Raw genomic sequence first — 23,766 nt, 5'->3', positions numbered from 1 at the left:
AATTAATCAAACGTTTGATTAAAAGAATCATTTCGTAAAACGATTCGCATAACTACTCGCCACAAAGGCATCCGGTTTTATCTTAGGTTGAGCGCCCATCGATTCAATTCGAGCGATCATTTCGTTTATAAAGACTCTAGTTTTGTTTCGTTCGCCTGCGCCTATGTCAATATGCCCTTCAATCGTAAAACTAGCGCCACGATCGACATAGGGTAAGACGATTTCATACATGGCATCTTTTCTTTCTTGGGTAAACATTGAAAAAACGGATTCTGATAATGATGTCTCATATGAGATTTTCTCATGCAAATTGGTGATTTTCCTCGGCACTTTATTCTTCTGAAGACATGCCCACACACCTTTTCCTTCGCATTGAATGACAATACCTGTGATAAATAGTGTGTGGTCATGTTGAACCTGTGAGTCCGTACCAATCATGAGTTTATAGTTCCCGTTCGGGTTTAAGCGCATAAAATTTAGGATATGATCAAATACTTGTTCAAAGGTCATGTGCTTTTCTTTTAAATTTTCGAAAGTGTAATTCAACACCCGATAATTTAACATGACGGAAAACAACCTTCCTTGATGATCAAGATTATGAACCATATTATTTGGTTGTTACTTTATTTTATTAATAAATAAGTAAAAAACTGATCAACGATGTCTCATAAACGGTGGTTTTCATACCAATATTTCGTGAAAACGTTCCATAAATCCATGAGAAAGTTCCATAAATTCGTAAAAACATTCCATAAATCCGTGAAAACGTTCCATAAAGTTGTGAAAAAGTCCCATAAATTCACATAAACGTCTCATAAACCATAAAAAGCGTCTCAAAAAAGCTTTAATATGAATGATTACCTAGATGACAGTCCCATCACCAAATACTTCTTCCATTCAATATTCTCGGGCTTAATCATGAACCAAGTCAAAGCTTCTAAATCTAAAGCTGTAATAAAGGTTGTCTCATCACGAAGCCGCTCAACTGGATCATAGGCAACGGGCTCATTAGCTTCTGCACCTTCGATGATTTCAACCAGTTGATCCTTTTCGATGCCAGGGGTTATATTAGTTCGTTCAAGTGTTCCATCATCGGTCATTTTCCAAATTTCTTGATCGAAGATATGGTCTTGATTGATGACGACAGCTGCTAATGATTCATTGAGAGTAATATCGAGACCAACGTGAAAACCAGGTTTTAGGAGTTCGTCCTCATACTCTTCATCAAAAGTGACGGTGATTGGATAAGAGCTGTCTTCATTTAAATCACCTTCTTCTGGTACGTCACTTATATCGGAAATAGCACCTGGTAACGTATCTAATTCTGTTTCTGTTATAATTCCTACTTCCATTGATTCTTCAACCATTGAGCGTTGTTCCTCAGTTAATTCTCCGTATACTTGAAGTTCTTGGCTACTGATTGTCATGAGTGGGTCGTCCAAAGAAACGGACAGTTGATTGATGATTCCTGCCATTGGACTTTCGACTGTAATGGTATCGCCAGTTTGTTCGAGGTCAGATAATTGGTTTTCTAAACTACTCAATTGAGCTTCTTTTTCTGCTAAATTAGCACTTTTTTCTAACAAAAATTGTTGTTTTTGAAATTCGGTTTCAAGCTGTCCTTCCACTGGAATCTCGAGCTCATGCTCTTCTTCGCCGTTGTTGATCGAGATTTGGATAGAATCATCTTGTATAGGGATATTATATGTTTCAATTTCTGTAATAATCATTTCTAACGAACTAACTTCATCTTGTAGTCTTTGGATATCATTCGTAAGGGCGCGATACGTTTGGTTGTAATCGGTGACTGAATAGGTATAAAGTGGATCGCCAACGTCAACCGTCTCACCTTTTTCAACCATGAAGGATTGGAAGTTACCTTGTTGTTGGTTGAAGTATATGTGTTCTTCTTCAATGGGTTTAAGAACACCGTTTTGTACAAGGTTTTCTCTCATGTCCATCGTTTGAGTTTGATCCCATTCATCGACGTATGAAATTCGGTCAACTTTTTGTTCGTCATCAATATAGATGAGTACAAAGTTTACAGCAATAAATAGTAGGGTTAGAAAAAGTGTTCGTTTATGTCTCATGATTCAAACCACCTAACGAGTAATTGTTCATCGAAATAGCCTAGGGTTGCAACAATGAGGTAGCTTATAAGGTGCCAAATGATGACCAACGTCCAGATTTTCCATATTTTCATCGGAGATAATCTAGATAGATATTTAGCCTGAAAAGCTATAATCCAAATTTGAATAATGGTAATGGATCCGAAAAAGTATAAAAACCATTCGTGCTGTGTGAAATATGATGTGATAATGCCAAGTGAGAAAGGGGAGACGTACCAGTCAAGCCCTAAATAGACGAATAACGGGATCCATAAAAGTCTTTCAAAAAGCATCATCATCAACACGACTTGTTGCATGATGACAAGCTTCTTGTATCGAATTTTAGTGAATAAATAGAAATAAAAACTGGTGAGGTAAAGAATGATGACGGCGAGCAAAATGGCAAATAGTGCTCGTCCCATGATGAACCATAATTTATAGGCGTTATAAACGTCTGGAGTGGTCGACGTGAATTCTTGAGAGATGAGATTTGTTCCCATACCGAGCCAGGCCATCCAAAAGTAAATGGCGATACTTGCTAGAAATAGTAATAGACTTGCTTTCCATACTTTCTGAATGTCTTCAGCTTTTTGGATTCGAAAGAGTTGGCCATCCATATCTGTGAATAAACGGTAGAGATAGTTTTGCATGATCGTCATCCTTTTTTATGTACTTATTCATATTGTAGATGAATTGACAAGATTTGACTATAATTTATAGATTATTTTTAATATTTTGGTAGAAAAGGATGAGTGGTGTGGAGAAGTGTGGAAAAATCATATTGGTTTAAGACAGCCACGGATACAAGTGGCTGCCTATCTTAATAGTCCTTCAAAATGATTCTTAGTTTTTTCTTCACCTCTTTACCTAAGTATTTGACCGCATTAATCGTAGTGTTTTCTTCAAGAGCTATGGTTTTAATGGTTTTATCTTCAATGTATCGCTTTTGGACATAGGTCCATTGTTTTGCTGTTAAGTGTTCTTTGATGGTTTTCCAAAGGTATGGGTCAATATGCCCATAAGATAAGGTTGTTAAAGTATAACCCTCAATTCGACCTACCAAGGTTTCTTTTTTGTTAACACGAGATTGTTTTCTTAATTCGTCGATCAAACGACTGTGAATGGTCATATAGGCGAGTTTTCCAAATATGTCGCGGCCTTTATATTTCCGATAAGTTTCATATAAAGCAATCAACCCTATTTGATAAAATTCGCCATCTCGATCTATGATGTTTAATTTGTAGATGAGGTGGTAAATCATACCTTCATATTGTTCAAGAACTTTAATGAAATGCGAATGTTTGGTTATCATTATCCTCCCCCTATATGCCATAGGGCCGGCCCCTAAAATGATATGAACGTTCATTCAATTACTATTATAAAATTTTTCTGAAAATTGTCACCTATTTTTTACAAAAATATAGGAAATTTTTACTCTTTTTTGGAGTGATATTTTTATTGACAGATATTTCAGATGAATTTATACTATTTGTAAGCGCTTTTACATAAGTTGATTAGAGTCGCTTTTTATTTTTGTTATAAAACTAAAACGTTTTCGAAGTTGCTTCAAATTTATTTTTTTATAATTATCTAAAACGTTTTCGGAAGTATTTGGATTGGAGTTTTTATATGATTGTTTATGATAGTGGTAAAGAGGAGTATCAAAATTGGATGGTTGTTGAGTCCGAGTTTTCGCCATATCATCTGGGGAAGTTTGAGTCGATCTTTTCACTCGGGAATGGATATATGGGACTACGTTCTGCCACTGAGGAGTTTTATTATGGGGAGACCCGGGATTGGTTGGTGAATGGGACTTTTAATAAAGCTGATCCGACTGAGGTCACGGAGCTTCCTAATTTGGCAGATGTTACTCAAGTTGACCTATACATAGATGGTGAACGTTTTTCACTAGAGAAAGGAAAAGTCTTTGGTTATCAACGTGAGTTAAATTTAAAGGATGCCGAGTTGATTCGATCGTTTCAGTGGGAGTCACCTCATGGTAAGCGATTCGAATTTAAATTCAGAAGGTTTGTATCATTAGCTCATCGTCATGTTGTTGGAATGAGAATAGAGGTTAAGAGTTTGACGCATGAGGCAGACTTGAGAATCGTCAGCTGTATCAATGGTCAGACAACGAATACAGGAGCTCAACATTTTTTAAATGGGGTTCCTCGGATTTACGATCAAGATTTGCTTGAATATGTTCAAACGACGAATGATTCAAATGTGGATGTGGTTATACATAGCCGACATGAATTATTAAAGAATGGGCAGCTTGGTGACGTCACGCGATCCATGTTAATGGCACGACGTAAGGTGGGGGTGGAGTTTTCACTTCATTTAATGCCGAATGATAACCTGACTTTAGAGAAAATGAATACGGTCTATACGAGTCGCGACCAGGATGTACCTAATTCAGAAGAACTAAAACGGTTTGGACTTAAACAAGTGAGAAATCTATCAAACTATGATTTGTTATTTGAAAAACATCGCCAAGCCTGGTTAGATCAAGTGTGGAACCGCTATCAAGTTGAAATTGACAGTGAGAATCCGTTCGATCAATTGGCGATGAGGTTTTCAATCTATCATATGACCGTGATGACGCCGGCACATGACGAGCGTATGGGAATCGGTGCCAAAGGGTTGAGTGGAGAAGGTTATAAGGGACATTCGTTTTGGGATACGGAGATTTTTATTCTACCGTTTTTCACCTATTCAAATCCGAAAGTTGCGCGTTCTCTATTAACCTATCGTTATTTAGGGCTTGAAAGTGCTAGACAGAAAGCGAAAGAAAACGGTTATGAGGGTGCAATGTACCCTTGGGAAATGGCGTTTCCTGATGATGGGGAAGCGACTCCGTTGTATGGAGATATCGATATTGTAACAGGTGAGAGAAGTAAGATCTGGTCTGGTATGATCGAGCAGCATATTACAGCGGATATTTCATTTGCTATCTATCAATACGTGCAAGTAACAGGTGATCAAGCCTTTTTAGATGAATATGGTTACGAAATTGTGTTGGATAGTGCGCGGTTTTGGGCGAGTCGGTTAGAGTGGCAAGCTGATCGTGGGCGTTATGAAATTCACGATGTGATAGGACCTGATGAGTATAAAGAGCATGTGAATAACAATGCGTATACGAATTATATGGCGTATTTTAATTTAAAGCTTGCGATTCGATATGTTGATGAACTTAAGAAATCCAATCAAGAGCTCTACGAAAAGTTGAATCAACTATTAAATATTGAAGATGCTTATCCAAACTGGTTGGAAAAGGTTGAGAAGATTTACTTACCTCAGCCGAATGAGGTTGGGATCATACCTCAAGATGATACGTATTTTAATTTAACTCAAATCGATTTATCGAAATATAAGCAACAAACTCAGGCTAGGACAATCTATAAAGATTACAATCAAGAGCAAATTAACGGTATTCAAGTGACGAAGCAAGCGGATGTACTGATATTACTATATTTATTGGAACAGACATTCTTAAAAGATGATGTTCATTTTAACCAGCAGTTAAAAAAGAATAATTTTGACTTTTACGAGCCGCGAACGCTTCATGATTCGTCACTCAGTTTATCGACACATGCGATTCTGGCCAGTGAGTTAGGGGACTTAGATTTAGCGTATGACTTGTTTAAACATGCATCCGACATTGATTTAGGTCCGAATATGACATCGTCTAATGATGGGATTCATGCAGCTTCGATTGCAGGAATATGGAGTATTGCGATTTTTGGTTTTGCGGGGGTTCGTTTGACGGACTCTGGCTTAACGGTTCAACCGAACTTACCAAAAGAATGGCGGAAGTTGTCATTTAACATCGAATGGCATAGTGAGACACTTCACATTGTGGTTACTCACGATGAGGTGTCCATCTCGAAATCTAGTGATCATTTACTGAAGTTATCTATTAACCAGGTGGAATATAAATTAGCGAATGATTTAACGGTTCCGCTTGTAAAAACTTCAGTGATCAATAATAAATTATAAGGGGGATGACCATGAAACTTAAAAGTTTTTGGGTCGCATTATTATTAGGATTAGTACTTGTATTAAGTGCTTGTTCAGGTGGGGATTCAGATGATGAAAGTGCTGAATCTAATGGTGAGAAGATTACAATTTTCCAAACAAAGGTTGAGATTTCAGAGCAGATGGAAGAGCTAGCTGAAATCTATGAAGAGGAGACAGGAGTTGAAGTCGAAGTATGGGGTACGACTGGTGATGATTACTTCCAGCAGTTACAAACGCGATTAAACAGTAATCAAGGTCCTTCGATTTTAAGCTTACAAGATTACAAAAAAGCAGAAAACATTAAGTCTTATCTACACGATTTAAGTGGTGAGGAGTTTATTGATAACATTGCACCGAATATGGCGGTAGAAATTGACGGTGAAGTCGTTGGAATTCCTTATGGTGTTGAAGGTTTCGGATTAGTTTACAACAAAGATTTAGTGAGTGAAGAGGACATTCAAGATTATGATTCTTTTGTAAATACATTGGAACGCTTAAGTAACGAAGGGGTTGACCCATTAACACTTTCTTCTGAAGCGTATTTCTTAATTGGTCATATGAGTAATTATCCATTCTCATTACAAGAGGATCATTTTGAATACATTGATCAGCTATCAGAAGGTGAAGTTACAATGACTGAAACGCCTGAATTCCAAGAGTTTGGTAAATTTTTAGAAGCGATTCGTGAATACTCACCAAACCCAATGGATTATACGTATGACGAGCAAATGGGTGACTTTGCTACTGGTAAAACAGCAATGGTCCACCAAGGTAACTGGGCAATGGGTATGTTAGCGGATTATGATTATGATTTTGAAGTGGGTATGATGCCATTCCCATTAGCAGGTAATGACAAGTTAGCCGTTGGTGTTGGGGCAAACTGGGCTGTAAATGGAACGAAAGATGAAGCTGAGATTGAAGCAGCTGTTGATTTCTTAGAGTGGTTACACACAAGTGAAACCGGTCAACGATTTGTCGTTGAGGAGTTCGGTTTCGTGCCTGCGATGACAAACATCGAAGCGAATGATTTAGATGTGTTATCTGACATTGTATTAGAGTATTCTAACAGCGGTGAGACAATTCCTTGGGCACAAAACTACTATCCTGCTAGTGTTGTCACAAATGACTTTATGCCTGCAGCTCAAGATTTCTTCCTAGATGAAAATATATCAGGTGAGGATTTCATTCAATTATTTGATGAAGCTTGGCAGAATGCAGTGAAATAATTGGAATGGAACTATAATGGGATTCGTCTAAGACGGGTCCTGTTATAGTTTTATAGGATATGAGAGATTAAGTTTAGAGAAGAGGGATTGACATGTCAAGATTGCACAATCGATTATGGTACCTCGTATTTACAGTCCCACTCATTATGATTTTTACAATCGTTGTATTAATTCCGTTTTTAATCGGTATATTTTATTCGTTTTTTGAGTGGGATGGTATTGCGGCAAATCCAATGATTTATGTCGGTTTTGATCATTACATAGAGCTACTAAGTGATGGACGATTTTTAAATTCTGCTTGGTTAACCGTTAAATTTACTTTCTTTAGTGTTATATTAGTCAACATACTCGGGTTAGGATTTGCCTTATTAGTTACAACGGCGCTTAAATCATCAAATTTTGCACGTACGATGTTTTTTATGCCGAATTTAATTGGTGGTTTAATTTTAGGTTATATTTGGCAGTTTATTTTTTCAGATGTTTTAAAAATGCTTGGAGAAGCAACGGGGTATGATCAAATTTTCTTTAACTGGTTGTTAGATAAAGATTTTGCGATGTATGCGTTAGTCATTGTATTCGCTTGGCAGATGGCGGGATATATGATGATTATTTATATCGCTGGGATTCAAAGTATTCCTAATGACGTTATTGAAGCAGCGAAAATTGACGGCGCAAGTTATTGGCAACGTCTAAAAAATATTATGTTCCCTTTACTCATGCCGTCGTTTACGATTAGTATGTTTTTAACGTTATCGTTTGGTTTTAAAATCTATGATACGAACCTTTCATTAACGAATGGTGGTCCTGTGAATCAAACAGAGCTATTCGCGATGCATATTTATAATGAGATTTTTGGTTATGGAAATTATGGTTATGGTCAGGCAAAGGCAATTATTTTCTTCATAGTCGTTGCTGCGATTACGCTGACGCAAGTTTATCTTACTAAAAAGAGAGAGGTTGAGATGTAATGAGATATATCAAAGAGATTTTATTGGTCGTCGGGTCTCTCTTATTCCTATCTCCGATTTACGTTATGTTTGTGAACTCCTTTAAGAGTCGTTCGGAGTTATACGAAAATGTGTTAGCTCTGCCTGAGACATTAACGTTTGAATATTATTCGGCAGCGATTACTAAAATGAATTTTTTAACGGCGTTTTTAAACTCGTTAGTGATTACGATTATTTCGGTGATTTTCATCGTGATCTTGGCCTCGATGACGGCATGGATGTTAGCTAGAACCGATAATGTCATAAGTAAAATCATTTTTATGGTGTTTATTTCAACGATGTTAATTCCGTTCCAAACGATTATGATGCCACTGATTCAGTTCATGGATCAATTGATGACGGTAACAGGAATTCCGTTTTTAAATACACGTGGCGGATTGATTTTTATGCATATCGGATTTAACGCGAGCTTAGCTGTTTTCTTATATCACGGATTTGTGAAGTCGATACCGATGTCGTTAGAAGAAGCGGCAACGATCGATGGTTGTTCTAAGTTCGGCCTGTTTTGGCGAATTATTTTTCCGATCTTAAAGCCGATTACGGTGACCGTCATTATTCTTAATGTAATTCAGATTTGGAATGACTACTTACTACCATCTCTAGTGTTGACGGATAAAGGATTGAGAACAATTCCACTTGCGACATTCTATTTCTTCGGTGAATTTACAATTCAATGGAACCAAGCCATGGCAGGTTTAGTCTTGACAATTATACCAGTTGTCATTTTCTACGCAGCAGCTCAAAAACATATCATCAAAGGGATTGGTGAAGGTGCTGTTAAGTAATAGTTAGAATGGAGGACTGATGATGAAATTATCTGATTGGCTCCAAGCCTTTGCGCGTTGGTTTATGCGCTTTTCAGTAGTCAATCTTATATGGTTTTTAATGAATATACCGTTTTGGTTTAGTATTTGGTCGTGGTCACTCAGCGATCAGAAGTTCTCCATTTATCATTATGTGTTGATCTTTGGAACGTTTATGTTGATTTTTGTTCCGACGACGGTAACTTTATTTATTGTTGTTAGGGATTGGATTCAGCAAGACAGTGATGATGCTGGGGTTTTATTGTACTTTAAAAGTTTTAAACAAGTGTATCGTGAAGGCATGAAGTACGGTGTTTTTCTTGGAATTGTATGGTTGATCTGGTTTATTGACCTGATGTTTATGTATCACAACAATGATGTTTTATTTATGGGTTTCCTCATGTTAGGCGTTTTTCTGTTTGTGTTTCAGGTTATCTTTTTCTGTATGCGAGCTCATTTTGACATGACATTTAAACAACTAGTGAAGTACTCTTTATCAGTGGTCGTGGGAAAACCTCTATTAGTGCTTTTGTTGTTTATGGTCAATGGATTAACAATTTATATCGTATTGTTCCACGTGCCGTTTTTAGTACCGTTTTTCTCGGGTATTATCGTCGTATACTTGTCATTTTTAATATTTAATCACTGGGTCAATGCAATTCGGATGAATGTCAATCAAACGTTTGATTAAGGACGTGATGTAGATGGTTTCAATTAAAGATGTAGCCAAACAAGCTGGGGTATCGGTCGGTGTTGTGTCTAAAGCGTTTAATGGGTATCCAGATGTCAATGTTAAAACACGGGAGCGGATTTTTGAAATTGCGAAAGAGATGAAATACTCGCCGAACCGTGTCGCAAAAAGTCTCTCGTCCAAGCAGCCTTCATCCGTTGGGTTAATCGCATCGGGCTTTAAGACGAACGATAAGAAAGATAATAACTCTTATATGTTGTTTAAAGGGGTTTATGCTGGAATAGAAGAGCTGAATCGTGATTTATCCATGTATTTTACGGATTCAAAGAAGCAAAAGCATAAAAGCTATATTCAATATTGTACAGAGCGAAATATCGGTGGTGCGATTTTGCAAGGGATGAGGGTGGATGATCCGTATTTTAAAGAATTGGTTGATACGGCTTTTCCTTGCGTTTTAATTGATGTCGTCCTACCAGAACATAACCCTTATATCGGGAGTATTTCGATCAATAACCGAAAAGCGACTGAGGACATGACGAATTATTTATTTGAGCGTGGTCATCGAGATATCGTAGTAATGGCAGGGACGAAAGAAGCGTATGTTAATGAACAGCGTTTACTCGGAGTAGAAGATGCCTATCGTGAACATGGGTTGTCGCTTGAGGTAGATAAGGTAATAGATGCGGATTTTTGCGATCAACAAGCATACGAAAAGGCAAAGGCAATTTTTGAGTCTGGAACATACCCATCAGCGTTTATTTGTTTTAGTGACATTATGGCATATGGCGTGATGAGAGCCGCTCATGACTGTGGACTCAGTGTTCCAGATGATGTCTCTATAACAGGATTTGATGATTCTATGATAAGTAGTTTAACTCAACCTGGAATTACGACAATTTTACAAGATTTCTTTGAGATGGGACGTCAGGCTGCTTTTCTATTAGATCGTATTATGAATAACCGCGTCGAGACGAATATATTAGAACTAGACTATCAGCTACTAGAACGAGGCAGTGTGAAAGATTTACGATGAGAGGGTTTTATTAATGATGAAACAGCCTAAAGCGTTTATTTTTGATTTAGATGGTGTGATTACAGATACAGCCGAATATCATTATCAGGCTTGGAAGCGACTGGCCGATGAGATTGGCATTTATATAGACCGACAGTTTAATGAAGAATTAAAGGGCATTGGTCGAATGGAGTCGCTTGAGAAAATTTTGGCTTTAAAGCCGGAATTAGAAAAACTATCAGTAGATAAAAAAGAAAATCTTGCAGCGAAGAAAAATAAGTATTACAAAGAGTTGCTGAAATCATTGGCTCCAGCGGATATCTTGCCTGGAATTCTACCATTAATTCAAGAGATTCGTCTGAGAGGGATGAAAATTGCACTTGGTTCGGCGAGTAAAAACGCTCAACGAGTATTAGAACAACTGGAGTTAACGAATTACTTTGATTACATAGTAGATGCCGCTAAAGTCTCGAAAGGAAAACCTCATCCAGAGACGTTTTTAACCGCAGCTGACGCGTTAGGCGTACCGTATGATTTTTGTATCGGAATTGAAGATGCACCATCAGGAGTAACGGCTGTGAATGAAGCAGGTATGTTCTCAGTTGGGGTTGGATCTAAGGAAGCTTTATCCCATTCGGATTACCGTGTAAATCAGACAGATGAGCTCAACTTTGATCGAATCATAGAAGCTTATGGGTTAGTAAGTGTAGGGAAGTAAAGCATGCATGGGTTAAAGGCCCATGCACATTTAATACATATTTAGGAGTGTCGACAAATTGACTTGGAAACTGGCTAAGAATGAACTTGATCAAGATCAATTACTCGTCAATGAAAGTTTGCTAGCTTTAGGTAATGGATACATTGGCGTTCGTGGTAATTTTGAAGAAGGTTATGGTGATGATTTAAAGTCTATTCGTGGAACTTATATCAATGCGTTTCACGATGAGACCAAGATTAAATATGGAGAGAAACTATATGCTTTTCCAGATCAGCAACAAAAGCTTGCGAATGTTATCGATGCTCAAGGGATTGATATTTTTCTTGATGATGAACATTTTAACCTTTTTGAAGGTAAAGTGGTTAACTTTAATCGGACGTTGCATATCGATGAAGGTTATACTAGCCGAGAGGTTCATTGGGTGTCTCCAAATGGCCGAGAGGTAAAAGTGAATTTTAACCGCTTAGTGTCGTTTAGTCGAAAGGAATTGTTTGCGATTCAAGTAACGGTGGAGCCAATCCGTAACGTACAGAAGGTGAAAATGGTTTCGACGGTAAACGGAAATGTGACCAATTATGTGGAGAAAGGTGATCCCCGCGTAAACTCTGAGCATGCGAAGTTAGTGGCTTTGGGCGACGCACGAGTGGTCGGCGATTACCGAATTGTTCAAGTTTCGACGATGAATACGAATTTATCTGCTGCATGTGTGACGAGCTATACAGCTAAGGCATCAGAGAGTATCGTTGATAGTGGAGTGATTCGTGATACATTTCAGTTTGAAGCTGGATCTGGGCCTATTGTGTTGACAAAGAAAAACGTATATACCGACACGCTTAGACATGGTGATGACGTTGTGTCGCGTGGCGTTGAGCTTCAACGTGAGTTAGCGTCATTTGATCATTTACTTGTTGAACAAAAGTATTATTTAGATGAATTTTGGAAGATTGCTGATATAGAGGTTCAAGGGGATCAGAGGCTTCAGCAAGGAATTCGTTTTAACCTTTTTCACTTGCTTCAATCGGTCGGTAAAGACTCTGTTAGTAATATTGCTGCAAAAGGTTTGTCTGGCGAAGGGTATGAAGGCCACTACTTTTGGGACACGGAAATTTATATATTCCCGTTCTTCTTAATGACAAACCCTGAGATGGCGAAAAGTTTATTAATGCATCGTTATTCGACATTAGATCATGCGAGAAACCGTGCGAAGGAAATGGGACATGAAAAAGGGGCACTGTTTCCATGGCGAACGATTACAGGTCCTGAGAGTTCAGCCTTCTTCCCAGCAGGAACCGCTCAATACCATATCAGTGCTGACATTGCTTATAGTTTTATTCAATATTATTTAGTAACAAAAGACGTCTCGTTCATGCAAGATTATCTTGCTGAGGTGTTATTTGAGACGGCTCGCTTATGGGTTGACACGGGTCATATGAAGGACGGTCATTTCAGAATAGATAATGTTACAGGGCCGGATGAGTACACGTGTATTGTAAATAACAATTTTTACACGAACTCTATGGCTAAGTACAACTTAGATTGGGCCTATAAAATCTATCAGGAGTTGGATGATAAGGCGAAGACCGACATTCAAGATAGAATAGGTCTTGAAGTGGGTGAAGTTTTGGCATGGAAGGAAGCAGCGGATTATATGTATCTGCCTTATAGTGAAAAGCTTGGCATTAATGAGCAGGACGATACGTTTTTAAGTAAAAAGGTATGGGATTTTGATAATACGAGCGAAGAGGATTATCCGTTACTATTAAATTACCATCCATTGACTTTGTATCGTCATCAAGTATGTAAGCAAGCAGATACGGTTTTGGCACACTTTTTAGTTGAAGATCATCAAGACGAGGAAACGATTCGTCGTTCTTATGATTATTATGAAAAAGTTACAACTCATGATTCGTCGCTTTCATATTGTGTATTCAGTATTATGGCAGCAAAGCTAGGATATAAAGAGAAGGCTTATCGTTACTTTAATGAAACTGCAAGGCTTGATTTAGATAACCTTCATAAAAACACGAAAGACGGCTTGCACATGGCAAACATGGGTGGGACATGGCTTGCGCTCGTATATGGTTTTGCTGGCCTTCGTTTGAAGGAAGATGGATTACATTTTTCCCCTGTAGTGGTTGAAGAATTCGGTCAGTTGAGCTTTCATATTAAGTTCCAAGGTCGAACGTTAAAAGTTGAACTGTCGGATAAATTCGTTCATTACACAGTGATGGAAGGGGAGTCGCTTAACATTCATCATATCGGAAAAGGTGTTCAGCTTGAGCCGGGTCAGAGGAAAAGTTTTACTTACTAATTGGGGGATGTAAACATGTCGAAACCAAATATCATTTTTATTAATTCTCATGATACAGGGCGTTATCTTGGGACATATGGAAAAAGTGTCGAAACACCAGAAATCGATGACCTGGCTTCAGATGGGATTCAGTTCAATCAATTTTTCTGTTCACAGCCTCAATGTAGTCCGAGTCGTGGGAGTGTGATGACAGGAATGTATGGACATAACCATGGAATGATGGGACTTGCTCATATGGGTCACTCGATTCATGAAGACTGTGCAACGCTTCCTAAAGAATTAAATAAAGTTGGATATCACACGGCGTTGTTTGGGATGTTCCACGAGTCGGTGAACGGTGAGCTTGATCCTGAAAAATTAGGGTATCAAGATTATACGGAAGTTCCAGGAAATTTTGCCCGTGATGTGACGGATCGTTTTGTCGATTTTCTAAAGATGTATGATGGTGAAAAGCCGTTTTATGCGTCGGTTGGCTTTGAAGAAACGCATCGACCGTTTGATCAGTACGAGCCTGTTGATCCAGACACCGTTGATATACCAGAATACTTACCAGATACCCCGGAAGTTCGAGAAGATTTTGCGAGGTTCTATCGTTCGGTGATGGATATGGATGAGGCGATTGGTCGGATCAAACGAGCGGTTGAAGAAAATGGGCTCCAGGAGAATACGATTATCATTTATACGACCGATCACGGCTTAGCTTTTCCAAGAGCGAAGGGAACACTTTATGATTCTGGACTTGAGACGGCATTTATTATCAAGTTTCCTGATGGCATGGTGACGCAAGGGTATCAGGCTGATCAGATGCTTTGTAATATTGATATTTTACCAACGATTCTTGAATTAGTTGGTGGCGACGTCCCAGAAGGTTTCGATGGTGTTAGCTTTTGGCCGTTGTTAAAAGGTGAAACGGAAGAGGGACGCGAGTCATTTTTTGCTGAAATGACGTGGCATGATCAGTATCACCCGATGCGAGGGATTCGGACTAATGATTATAAATATATCCGTAATTTCGGTGATGGTCCGAAAGTGTACATGCCTTATGATATTCATTCGAGTCCTTCTGGGCGTGTGGTTCGTGAGGATTACTACGTTCCAAATGTTAAAGAAGAGCTTTATGATTTACGAGAAGATCCGCATGAACTCCATAATGTCGCTGGTGATGGTGCGTATGCTGAGGTGTTAGTTGACCTGCGAGAGCGAGTGGAGCGTTGGATGAAAGAGACAGATGACCCGATTTTAGAAGGTCCAGTTCCGGGATACGAAGCGGACGAGTGGAAAGAGGCTGAAGACAATCCATTTATAAAGTAAGGTGAATGAGATGAAGAACTGTTGTAGTGCAACAAGAACAAGTTCGAAAAATTATGAGCAAGTGAGCGTTCAGAAGGGAACGGCTGATGTGTCTGATATGATTTATATCCCTGAAGGCACGTTTTGGATGGGGACGGATGATTCGGATGCTAACCCGCATGATGGCGAAGGGCCTGTCCGCGAAGAAAAAGTTGAATCGTTTTACATCGATCCATGTGCTGTAACGAATGCTGATTTCAAACGTTTTGTTGATGATACGGGGTATGTTACGGAAGCTGAGCGTTATGGTTGGTCATTCGTATTTTATCAATTTATAGATGGACGCAATAAATCTTATGCAAGGCAACGCGTTCCGAATACACCGTGGTGGATAGTTGTCGAAAAGGCCTACTGGTATCAACCAGAAGGCCCTTTTTCATCTATTGAAGATCGACTCAATCACCCCGTCATTCATATTTCTTGGCACGATGCGAAGGCTTATTGCAATTGGGCAGGAAAACGACTTCCGACCGAAATAGAATGGGAATACGCTGCTCGTGGTGGATTAGTGCAAAAACGTTACCCGTGGGGTGATGAATTGATTCCTAATGGAGAACATCGCTGTAACATTTGGCAAGGCGAGTTCCCCAAACACAATTCTTTAGATGACGGATACCACGGAACAGCACCCGTTGATACGTATAAACCGAATGATTACGGACTATATAACATGGTGGGTAACGTGTGGGAATGGTGCCAGGATTCATTTGAAGCGAAGTCGCGAGTGATGCGTGGTGGATCCTATTTGTGTCATGATTCCTACTGCAATCGATACCGAGTCGCCGCTAGGACCTCCAACACTCCTGATAGTTCGTCTGGCAATATTGGGTTCAGGTGTGTGGTGGATGGGTTAGGGTAGTACTCTATTTGCGAGTTCAGATTTTTTGTAAGAATGAGGCTCTTATTTGCAAGATTCGCCTGCTTATTTGTGAAAATCAGTTTATAAAATGCTAGAAATCTAGACTTACTTGTGAAAATGAGTATGTTACATGCGAGAATGTTAATTCTATTTGCAAAGACCACTCATTCAATCATGACACTCATGCATAAGTCACCAATTTCAACCATATTATGGTAAGATAGGTACAGAAGTACAATCAGTAGGGGGGTACAAGGTTGCTTAAGTCACTCATAAAATGGTTGATTGGAATAGTATTAGTGCTAGCAGTAGGAGTAGGAATTTTCTTCGGAGTCGGTGCTTATTTAGATGATCAGTTCGCGAAAGATGAACCTCGGACTGATGATGCTGAGGGTGAAGAGGAACAGCGGGTAAGAGAATTGTCTGAGGAAAAGTTTGAGAATAGTGAGAACGACGAAGATTTAAATCCTTTTGGTGATCGGTTCGGGTCTGAAAGTTTAACTGATGGACAAATTCAAGAATATCTTCATAAAATGGCACACCAGAAAGTTGAAGCTTCTGAAAAATGGGGTTTTTATCTAATCACGGATGAGCGAATTGAGTGGTTACAAGAGGGTATAAATGAGAGTGGTGATGAATTAGCTCATCGCGATCTCTATGAATCTATTTTGAGTCGATGGGCGGCTGGTGATTTTTCTCAAGCAGACCAAGATCATAACGCGATATGGGAACTTCAAGGAGGGACCATTGGACGCGCAACAGGTGTTTTAAGTCAACAGGAAGAAGAAGCATATATTAATAGTGCGTATGAGGATTAAGAAACTAACCTTGGAAATCCAAGGTTAGTTTTTTTGTAGTATGAAACGAAAAATATTCGTTATGACTCAAGTTTTCTTTAGTATGATCCTAAAAAAGTTTAGTATGAAATCGAAATTCTTTAGTATGATGCTAGATTTATTGTTTTAGATCATTAGTTAACTTAATTTTTCTAAAAAATCATCTTTACAATTTCATAGATTGTTTGTATGATATATGTAACGGGTTACACATTAGACGTAACCCTATAAAAATGATCAATGTGTAAACGGTTACATGTTCGAATATAGGTGATGACTTTGTCTACAATTAAAGATGTTGCCCAAGAGGCGGGTGTGTCTGTTGCTACCGTTTCAAGGGTAATTAACCAAAATGGATATGTTAATGAAGATACTAGAAAAAAAGTTGAAAACGCTATTATCAAGCTGAATTATCAACCGAATTCGATTGCGAGAAGTTTATATAAAAAAGAATCTAAAACGATTGGAATTATTGTGCCCGATATCACGAACCCATTCTTCCCTGAATTGGTAAGAGGGGTAGAGGATTATTTAATTAGAAATGGTTTCACGACCATTCTTTGTAATAGTGATGAGGATGCCGATAAGGAACGACTTTATTTAGAGGTTATGAAGCAAAAGTATGTCGATGGGTTGATCATCGTGTCTAATACGATTAATGAACAGCTTGTTCAACAGTTTGATCGACCGATTGTGGCGCTTGACCGCTCGATTCATAAAAATATCCCTACTTTCGCGATTGATAACCGTGAAGGTGGGAGAAGGGCGACGCAACATTTGTTGGATATAGGTTGTCAAAAAGTGGCACACATTAAAGGACCGGATCAAATTGAAAACTCAGAAGCACGTTACAAGGGCTATCTTGATGTCATTAATAATAACGAGCTAGTTGTTTCGGGTCATTATGATTTGAAAAAAACAGCACAAGCAACCATCGAGCTTTTGCAACATCATCCTGAGATTGATGGTGTTTTCGCAGGTAATGATATTATGGCGCTTGGTGTCGCGAAAGCTGCTGATTATTTAAATATTAAAGTACCAAATGAACTTGCGATTATTGGGTTTGATGGGATTAATTTATCCGAGATGACCTCTCCGGAATTATCAACGATTTCGCAACCTATTTATGAAATGAGTACGGAAGCAGCAAGGGCTTTAATTTCGTTGATTGAAGGAAAGGTCATAGAAAAAATAGATTACGAGTTTCCTTTTACACTCATCCAGCGTCAATCAACAAAAAGGTAAAGGAGAATGTAAATTGCCAGCTAAGATTGCAGTAATCGGTAGTATCAATATGGATTTAGTTTCGACCACTGACCGTTTTCCGAATAAAGGGGAGACGATCCTCGGAACGGATTTCAAAAATATTCCAGGTGGAAAAGGGGCCAATCAAGCCGTTGCAGCAGCGAAACTGGGAGCTGATGTCACGATGATTGGTTGTGTAGGGGACGATCCTTTTGGTCCACCTTTAATTGAGAACCTTAAGGCTAATGGAGTTAATACGGATAATGTGGAACCGGTTACAGGTGTTCCAACCGGAATTGCAGCAATTACAGTTGCGGATCAAGACAATACCATTATCGTGATCCCTGGTGCGAATCATCATGTAACGCCTGAGGTGGTTCAAAGTCATGAAGAGGTTATAAAAGAGAGCGATTTAATTCTTCTGCAGTTTGAGATTCCAATGGAAAGTGTGAAGCAGGCCGTGGAACTTGCCGCAAAACATGGAACGAAGGTCGTGTTAAACCCAGCACCTGCACAATCTGTGGAGCTTGATCTACTAGAAAAAGTCGATTTCCTAACTCCGAATGAACATGAACTTGAGATTTTGCTAGATACAGATGAGAAAAAAGAATTTTACCAACTAAACCGTGAAAAATTCTTTATAACTCAAGGGGAAAAAGGTGTACTTTATTATGATGGTGAAAAAGAAGTTCTTGTCCCAAGCTACAAGGTAGATGTGGTTGACACGACAGGAGCTGGAGATACCTTTAACGGTGGATTTAGCGTGGCTATCGCAGAAGGGAAATCGCTTAAGGAAGCTTGTTATGACGGGAATATAGTCGGTGCCATTTCGGTAAGTAAATTTGGAGCCCAAACGGGTATGCCGACAAAAGATGAAGTCGCTAACTTTTTAGCAAAGAGAGGGTGATCTTCCATGAAAAAGCAAGGAGTATTAAACAGTGAAATCGCGTCTGTTTTAGCAAAGCTTGGTCATACCGATACAATTGTGATCGCTGATTGTGGTTTGCCCATTCCAGACGGTGTGAAACGTATTGATTTAGCTCTTAAAAAAGGTCAGCCAAGTTTGATTGATACGTTAGAAACGGTGTTGGAAGATATGGAAGTTGAGCATATAACCTTAGCCGAAGAAATTAAATTACAAAACCAGCTTGTACAATCCAAAACCGTTCAACTATTTGATGGACCAACTTCTTATGTCCCGCATGAGGAGTTTAAACAACTAACAAAGAATGCGAAAGTCGTCATTCGTACAGGCGAGACGACACCTTATGCTAACGTCATTCTACGTTCCGGGGTGATTTTTTAAAATGTCTAAGCAGCCATTAATTGAAATGAAAGGAATCTCAAAATCATTTGTAGGGAATAAAGTCCTTCACGAAGTCGATTTTGAGGTGAAATCAGGGGAAGTTCATGCATTGCTAGGCGAAAATGGTGCGGGTAAATCGACGTTAATGAAAATATTAACGGGGATTTATGCTCGTGATGAAGGTGAAGTACTGGTCAAGGGTGAGCCTGTACACTTTCAAAACACGAAAGAATCAGAAGAAAAAGGGATCGCGGTCATTCACCAAGAGTTAAATATTATTCCATACCTTACCGTGATGGAAAATATGTTTCTAGGTCGTGAGATTAAATACGGCAAAACCGGATTTATTAATAAAAAGAAAATGATTGAGAAGTCCAAAGAATACCTAGGGCAGCTTGGTGTTGAGATTGATCCACTGACACCAGCAAAAGAGTTATCGGTTGGTCAACAACAAATGGTCGAAATTGCGAAAGCGCTATCTTTAAATGCGGAACTAATTGTCATGGACGAGCCGACCGCTGCATTAACCGACCGTGAAATTGAACGATTATTCGAAGTCATTGATAGATTACGTAGCAAAGGCGTTGGAGTGGTTTATATTTCTCACCGAATGGAAGAAATCTTTAAAATATGCGATCGTATTTCCGTTCTGCGTGATGGTGAGTATATTGGAACAAGAGATGTTGAAGGTGCCGATTATGATGAGATTATTCGCATGTTAGTTGGACGCCAGTTAGGAACTCTTTTTCCGGAACGTGAGACAGTTGTCGGTTCGATCAGGATGAAAGTAGATAAATTATCTTCTGATATATTTCAGGATGTTAGCTTTGAATTAAAAGAAGGTGAAATCCTAGGTGTTGCAGGTTTGATGGGAGCCGGACGCTCCGAAATTATGGAAGCGCTTTTTGGCTACAGAGAGGTTCAATCAGGTAAAGTCTATATTAATGGTAAAGAAACGAAAATTAACAATCCACTCGATGCGATTAAGGCTGGAATTGGCTTTGTGACAGAAGACCGGAAAGAAGAAGGATTAGTCCTTTCGATGTCGGTGCGTGAAAATTTTACACTTACAAATCTAAAGGATCGGTCTAATTATTCTGTTATTTCCAACCAAAAAGAGCGTGATTTTGTTAATGGTATGATTGAACGATTTAATGTGAAGACGTCCGGTATGGAACAGGAAGTTAAATCACTGAGTGGTGGTAACCAGCAAAAAATTGTCATTGGTAAGTGGCTCGGGATTAACCCGAAAATATTAATCCTTGATGAACCAACTCGTGGTGTGGATATTGGAGCCAAAAAAGAAATCTATCAAATTATGAATGAGTTAACTCAACAAGGAGTTAGTATCATCATGATTTCATCTGAATTACCGGAAGTATTAGGGATGAGTGATCGAATTTTAGTCATTCATGAAGGTCAAATTAGTGCTGAACTCAATAGAGATGAAGCTGACCAAGAAAAAATTATGTATGCAGCGACTGGAGGGGAGTAACGTGAAAGGTAAATCTCTAGGGTATATTTTACAACGTTTAGGACCGTTATTAGGATTAATGGCGATTGTGATTGTACTAAGTATTATGAGTCCACAATTTTTAGATTTGGACAACCTATTTAATGTTCTAAGACAGATTTCAATCATTGCTTTATTAGCATTCGGAATGACCTTTGTTATTTTAACGGGTGGTATCGATTTATCCGTTGGTTCTACCTTGGCTCTTGCGGGAGCTTTAACAGCAGGATTTATGGCAAGTGGAATAGATCCGATCTTAGCTGTCTTATTAGGTGTTATAGCAGGTGCTGTGATGGGGGCCTTTAATGGTGTCATTATTGCTAAAGGGAATGTAGCCCCATTTATTGCGACATTAGCTACGATGACCATTTTTAGAGGTCTGACACTCGTTTATACAGATGGACGACCGATTACCGGTTTTACCGATAGTGTTGCGTTTGACATGATTGGTAAAGGTTATTTCTTTGGAATTCCTGTACCTGTCATTATGATGTTTGTCATTTTTGCCATACTATTGTTTGTTCTAAAGAAGACCGTATTTGGTCGCCACGTTTATGCGCTTGGTGGTAATGAAGAAGCATCAATTTTATCAGGAGTAAAGGTGAATCGAGTTAAGATTTGGGTGTATTCTTTAACAGGTGCATTATCAGCGCTGGCAGGGATTATCCTAACGTCACGCTTAGGTTCAGCTGCTCCAAATGCTGGTTTCACCTATGAACTAGATGCCATTGCTGCCGTCGTTCTTGGTGGGACAAGTTTATCAGGTGGACGAGGTTGGATATTTGGAACCTTAATTGGTGCCTTGATTATTGGTGTGCTAAATAATGGTTTAAATTTACTTGGTGTGTCTTCTAACTATCAACAAATCGTCAAAGGTGGTGTTATTTTACTAGCCGTTTTACTTGATCGCCAAAAGTCGTCGTAGGTTAAGGGTAAAGTTATTAAACAATTAGGGAGGAAAATAAAATGCTTTCAAAATTTAAATTAGGTTTAATCGCGTTTTTAACAGTAGGTTTATTAGTGGCTTGTTCGACTGAATCACCTACATCAGGTGGTGGGGATGATAGTGAAGACGATGGTGAAATTCATATTGGTTTAGCCGTTTCTACTCAAAACAACCCATTCTTTGTCACATTAAAAGAAGGGGCTGAAGCAAAGGCTGATGAATTAGGTGTTGAGTTAACTGTTGTAGATGCACAAGATGATGCGGCTACTCAGTTAAGCAGTATTGAAGATTTAATTCAGCAAGATATAGATGTCCTTGTTGTGAACCCAACTGACTCTGAAGCGGTTGTTTCAGCAATTGAAACAGCTAATGATGCGGGTATTCCAGTTGTTACAGTAGACCGTAGCGCAGATGGTGGCGAAGTAGTTGCCCATGTTGCTTCAGACAACGTTGATGGTGGTGAAATGGCAGGTAACTTTATCGTAGAACAACTAGGCGGTGAAGGAAATGTCGTTGAATTAGAAGGGATTCCTGGATCATCAGCAGCACGTGAGCGTGGTGAAGGTTTCCACAACATCGTTGATGAAGAAAGTGGAATTGAAGTCGTTGCTCAACAACCTGCAGACTTCGAACGTTCTGAAGGATTAACTGTAATGGAAAACATCATTCAGAGTAACTCTGATTTCGATGCTGTATTTGCGCATAATGATGAAATGGCATTAGGTGCATTAGAAGCATTAGAAGCTGCTGGTATGGAAGATGTTATTGTAGTAGGATTTGATGCCACTGATGATGCGGTTGCAGCTGTTGAAGCAGGTACTTTAGACGCAACAGTAGCCCAGCAGCCAGCTATTATTGGTGAGCAAGGTATTGAAGCAGCAGTTTCAATTGCCAATGGTGAAGAAGTAGAAGAATTTCTACCAGTTGAACTGGATTTAATAACAGAATAATTATAGATGGGGGAGCCAACGATTGTTGGTTCCTTTTTTCATGAATGGCTTTACTCATCCTTCTTTGAATTGTATAGTCGAGGAAAGCTCTTCTTTGGAGGAATTCATAATGAATAAAAATGAAGTTAAAAATATGGACGAGCAAGACATTCAAAAACATCAGAAACATTATTCAGATAATAAATTATGGGAAAAAATACGTCGAGTGGCAAAGAAAGCGGGAGTCTCCGTGATCTATGCGGCGCTTTTATTATATTATACATTGCAAAAACCAGAGGTCCCTAATAAAGTAAGAGCAACAATTATTGGTGCCTTAGGTTATTTCATTTTACCTATCGATCTTATTCCAGACGCTTTTGTAGGTATTGGTTATGTAGATGACATTGCGATCTTAGTCACAGCGATTTATCAAGCGACTGGATATATTGATGAAGGAGTTAAATCGAAGGCTCGAAAGAAAGTCGAAATATGGTTCGGAGAAGACGTAGACACCTCTGAGATTGATGCAAAAATTAAATAAAAAAGACAGAAAAACGAGGCTGGGACAAAACCCAGTAAAATAAAAAATCGTGGAAGACATCAAAATTGATGTTCTCCACGATTTTTTTATACTCTTTTTTAATTTTAGATAAACAAAAAGGATCCCCTTTGATAGAATTAAAGTAACTACACCATAACCCCAAAGGAGGATCCTTATGTTTAAACATTATAACATGAATCAAGTGGTTTTGCCTTTAGATTTAGAAATAAAATTAGACAAAGATGATATGGCTTTTGTTGTGAATGATTTAGTCGAACAAATTCCGGAAGAAGCTTTCGCAAGCTTTTCACGCGACACCGGCTGCCCTGCTTATCACCCTAAAAT

22 protein-coding genes and 1 pseudogene are annotated in these 23,766 nt (G+C 38.8%); 19 read left to right on the top strand and 4 right to left on the bottom strand.

The window, feature by feature from the left end:
- Positions 1–27: 27 nt before the first annotated feature.
- The 4 genes from BMY57_RS10425 to BMY57_RS10410 form a co-directional block, all read right to left on the bottom strand.
- A complete protein-coding gene (locus BMY57_RS10425) occupies positions 28–564 on the bottom strand; it encodes a ribonuclease H-like YkuK family protein (RefSeq protein WP_091774053.1) in 537 nt (178 codons plus the stop codon).
- A 293-nt stretch (positions 565–857) separates the two neighbouring features.
- Positions 858–2,090 (bottom strand): efflux RND transporter periplasmic adaptor subunit, encoded by a 1,233-nt coding sequence (locus BMY57_RS10420; protein ID WP_091774051.1) that lies wholly within the window; start codon positions 2,088–2,090, stop codon positions 858–860.
- A complete protein-coding gene (locus BMY57_RS10415) occupies positions 2,087–2,758 on the bottom strand; it encodes a hypothetical protein (RefSeq protein WP_246247666.1) in 672 nt (223 codons plus the stop codon). Before BMY57_RS10415 ends, BMY57_RS10420 begins: the two co-directional genes overlap by 4 nt.
- 170 nt (positions 2,759–2,928) lie before the next feature.
- Positions 2,929–3,420, bottom strand: a complete 492-nt coding sequence (locus tag BMY57_RS10410; RefSeq protein WP_177176368.1) for a sigma-70 family RNA polymerase sigma factor — start codon at positions 3,418–3,420, stop codon at positions 2,929–2,931.
- A 317-nt stretch (positions 3,421–3,737) separates the two neighbouring features.
- Between BMY57_RS10410 and BMY57_RS10405 the strand changes: the two genes are divergently transcribed.
- The 19 genes and pseudogenes from BMY57_RS10405 to BMY57_RS15910 all read left to right on the top strand — a co-directional run.
- Complete coding sequence (locus tag BMY57_RS10405) at positions 3,738–6,107, top strand: glycoside hydrolase family 65 protein (RefSeq protein WP_091774045.1); 2,370 nt, start codon at positions 3,738–3,740, stop codon at positions 6,105–6,107.
- 11 nt (positions 6,108–6,118) lie between these two features.
- On the top strand, positions 6,119–7,354 hold the full coding sequence (locus tag BMY57_RS10400; protein WP_091774043.1) for an ABC transporter substrate-binding protein: 1,236 nt from the start codon (positions 6,119–6,121) through the stop codon (positions 7,352–7,354).
- A gap of 92 nt (positions 7,355–7,446) precedes the next feature.
- Positions 7,447–8,322 (top strand): carbohydrate ABC transporter permease, encoded by an 876-nt coding sequence (locus tag BMY57_RS10395; protein WP_091774041.1) that lies wholly within the window; start codon positions 7,447–7,449, stop codon positions 8,320–8,322.
- A complete protein-coding gene (locus BMY57_RS10390) occupies positions 8,322–9,146 on the top strand; it encodes a carbohydrate ABC transporter permease (protein ID WP_091774039.1) in 825 nt (274 codons plus the stop codon). Before BMY57_RS10395 ends, BMY57_RS10390 begins: the two co-directional genes overlap by 1 nt.
- Positions 9,147–9,168: 22 nt before the next feature.
- A complete protein-coding gene (locus tag BMY57_RS10385) occupies positions 9,169–9,855 on the top strand; it encodes a DUF624 domain-containing protein (RefSeq protein WP_177176367.1) in 687 nt (228 codons plus the stop codon).
- A 13-nt stretch (positions 9,856–9,868) separates the two neighbouring features.
- The gene (locus BMY57_RS10380; RefSeq protein WP_091774035.1) at positions 9,869–10,888 is read left to right on the top strand and encodes a LacI family DNA-binding transcriptional regulator; all 1,020 of its coding nucleotides are present in this window, start codon (positions 9,869–9,871) and stop codon (positions 10,886–10,888) included.
- 13 nt (positions 10,889–10,901) lie between these two features.
- Positions 10,902–11,585, top strand: a complete 684-nt coding sequence (gene pgmB, locus BMY57_RS10375) for a beta-phosphoglucomutase (protein WP_256205293.1) — start codon at positions 10,902–10,904, stop codon at positions 11,583–11,585.
- Between the two features lie 58 nt (positions 11,586–11,643).
- Positions 11,644–13,896, top strand: a complete 2,253-nt coding sequence (locus BMY57_RS10370) for a glycoside hydrolase family 65 protein (protein WP_091774033.1) — start codon at positions 11,644–11,646, stop codon at positions 13,894–13,896.
- 15 nt (positions 13,897–13,911) lie between these two features.
- Positions 13,912–15,207, top strand: a complete 1,296-nt coding sequence (locus BMY57_RS10365) for a sulfatase family protein (protein ID WP_091774032.1) — start codon at positions 13,912–13,914, stop codon at positions 15,205–15,207.
- 10 nt (positions 15,208–15,217) lie between these two features.
- Positions 15,218–16,105, top strand: a complete 888-nt coding sequence (locus BMY57_RS10360) for a formylglycine-generating enzyme family protein (protein WP_091774030.1) — start codon at positions 15,218–15,220, stop codon at positions 16,103–16,105.
- 257 nt (positions 16,106–16,362) lie between these two features.
- Entirely contained in the window at positions 16,363–16,923 is a 561-nt protein-coding gene (locus BMY57_RS10355) for a DUF6241 domain-containing protein (RefSeq protein WP_091774028.1), read from the top strand.
- A 297-nt stretch (positions 16,924–17,220) separates the two neighbouring features.
- Entirely contained in the window at positions 17,221–18,186 is a 966-nt protein-coding gene (locus tag BMY57_RS10350; RefSeq protein WP_091774026.1) for a LacI family DNA-binding transcriptional regulator, read from the top strand.
- A gap of 13 nt (positions 18,187–18,199) precedes the next feature.
- The gene (rbsK, locus tag BMY57_RS10345; RefSeq protein WP_091774024.1) at positions 18,200–19,093 is read left to right on the top strand and encodes a ribokinase; all 894 of its coding nucleotides are present in this window, start codon (positions 18,200–18,202) and stop codon (positions 19,091–19,093) included.
- Positions 19,094–19,099: 6 nt separating this feature from the next.
- Positions 19,100–19,492 carry a D-ribose pyranase gene (gene rbsD, locus BMY57_RS10340; protein ID WP_091774022.1) on the top strand — a complete coding sequence of 131 codons (393 nt, stop codon included), beginning with the start codon at positions 19,100–19,102 and terminating at the stop codon, positions 19,490–19,492.
- Between the two features lies 1 nt (position 19,493).
- A complete protein-coding gene (locus BMY57_RS10335; protein ID WP_091774020.1) occupies positions 19,494–20,987 on the top strand; it encodes a sugar ABC transporter ATP-binding protein in 1,494 nt (497 codons plus the stop codon).
- Between the two features lie 58 nt (positions 20,988–21,045).
- On the top strand, positions 21,046–21,930 hold the full coding sequence (locus BMY57_RS10330) for an ABC transporter permease subunit (protein ID WP_246247443.1): 885 nt from the start codon (positions 21,046–21,048) through the stop codon (positions 21,928–21,930).
- Positions 21,931–21,971: 41 nt separating this feature from the next.
- A complete protein-coding gene (rbsB, locus tag BMY57_RS10325; RefSeq protein WP_091774016.1) occupies positions 21,972–22,901 on the top strand; it encodes a ribose ABC transporter substrate-binding protein RbsB in 930 nt (309 codons plus the stop codon).
- Between the two features lie 109 nt (positions 22,902–23,010).
- On the top strand, positions 23,011–23,421 hold the full coding sequence (locus BMY57_RS10320) for a YkvA family protein (protein WP_091774014.1): 411 nt from the start codon (positions 23,011–23,013) through the stop codon (positions 23,419–23,421).
- Between the two features lie 175 nt (positions 23,422–23,596).
- Positions 23,597–23,766 (top strand): annotated as a pseudogene (locus tag BMY57_RS15910) (IS5/IS1182 family transposase); the annotation flags it as partial.

This window comes from Piscibacillus halophilus (genome assembly GCF_900110685.1).
Classification (GTDB): Bacteria; Bacillota; Bacilli; order Bacillales; family Alkalibacillaceae; genus Piscibacillus; species Piscibacillus halophilus.
The sequence above is the reverse complement of the archived record's forward strand: the minus strand, read 5'-3'. Positions and strand labels throughout refer to the sequence as shown.

What these genes read in the sequence shown, in the direction of transcription:
- BMY57_RS10425 (WP_091774053.1), bottom strand. Translation starts at nt 564, where the DNA reads ATGTTAAATTATCGGGTGTTGAATTACACTTTCGAAAATTTAAAAGAA.
- BMY57_RS10420 (WP_091774051.1), bottom strand. Translation starts at nt 2,090, where the DNA reads ATGAGACATAAACGAACACTTTTTCTAACCCTACTATTTATTGCTGTA.
- BMY57_RS10415 (WP_246247666.1), bottom strand. Translation starts at nt 2,758, where the DNA reads ATGCAAAACTATCTCTACCGTTTATTCACAGATATGGATGGCCAACTC.
- BMY57_RS10410 (WP_177176368.1), bottom strand. Translation starts at nt 3,420, where the DNA reads ATGATAACCAAACATTCGCATTTCATTAAAGTTCTTGAACAATATGAA.
- BMY57_RS10405 (WP_091774045.1), top strand. Translation starts at nt 3,738, where the DNA reads ATGATTGTTTATGATAGTGGTAAAGAGGAGTATCAAAATTGGATGGTT.
- BMY57_RS10400 (WP_091774043.1), top strand. Translation starts at nt 6,119, where the DNA reads ATGAAACTTAAAAGTTTTTGGGTCGCATTATTATTAGGATTAGTACTT.
- BMY57_RS10395 (WP_091774041.1), top strand. Translation starts at nt 7,447, where the DNA reads ATGTCAAGATTGCACAATCGATTATGGTACCTCGTATTTACAGTCCCA.
- BMY57_RS10390 (WP_091774039.1), top strand. Translation starts at nt 8,322, where the DNA reads ATGAGATATATCAAAGAGATTTTATTGGTCGTCGGGTCTCTCTTATTC.
- BMY57_RS10385 (WP_177176367.1), top strand. Translation starts at nt 9,169, where the DNA reads ATGAAATTATCTGATTGGCTCCAAGCCTTTGCGCGTTGGTTTATGCGC.
- BMY57_RS10380 (WP_091774035.1), top strand. Translation starts at nt 9,869, where the DNA reads ATGGTTTCAATTAAAGATGTAGCCAAACAAGCTGGGGTATCGGTCGGT.
- pgmB (WP_256205293.1), top strand. Translation starts at nt 10,902, where the DNA reads ATGATGAAACAGCCTAAAGCGTTTATTTTTGATTTAGATGGTGTGATT.
- BMY57_RS10365 (WP_091774032.1), top strand. Translation starts at nt 13,912, where the DNA reads ATGTCGAAACCAAATATCATTTTTATTAATTCTCATGATACAGGGCGT.
- BMY57_RS10360 (WP_091774030.1), top strand. Translation starts at nt 15,218, where the DNA reads ATGAAGAACTGTTGTAGTGCAACAAGAACAAGTTCGAAAAATTATGAG.
- rbsD (WP_091774022.1), top strand. Translation starts at nt 19,100, where the DNA reads ATGAAAAAGCAAGGAGTATTAAACAGTGAAATCGCGTCTGTTTTAGCA.
- BMY57_RS10335 (WP_091774020.1), top strand. Translation starts at nt 19,494, where the DNA reads ATGTCTAAGCAGCCATTAATTGAAATGAAAGGAATCTCAAAATCATTT.
- BMY57_RS10330 (WP_246247443.1), top strand. Translation starts at nt 21,046, where the DNA reads ATGGCGATTGTGATTGTACTAAGTATTATGAGTCCACAATTTTTAGAT.
- rbsB (WP_091774016.1), top strand. Translation starts at nt 21,972, where the DNA reads ATGCTTTCAAAATTTAAATTAGGTTTAATCGCGTTTTTAACAGTAGGT.
- BMY57_RS10320 (WP_091774014.1), top strand. Translation starts at nt 23,011, where the DNA reads ATGAATAAAAATGAAGTTAAAAATATGGACGAGCAAGACATTCAAAAA.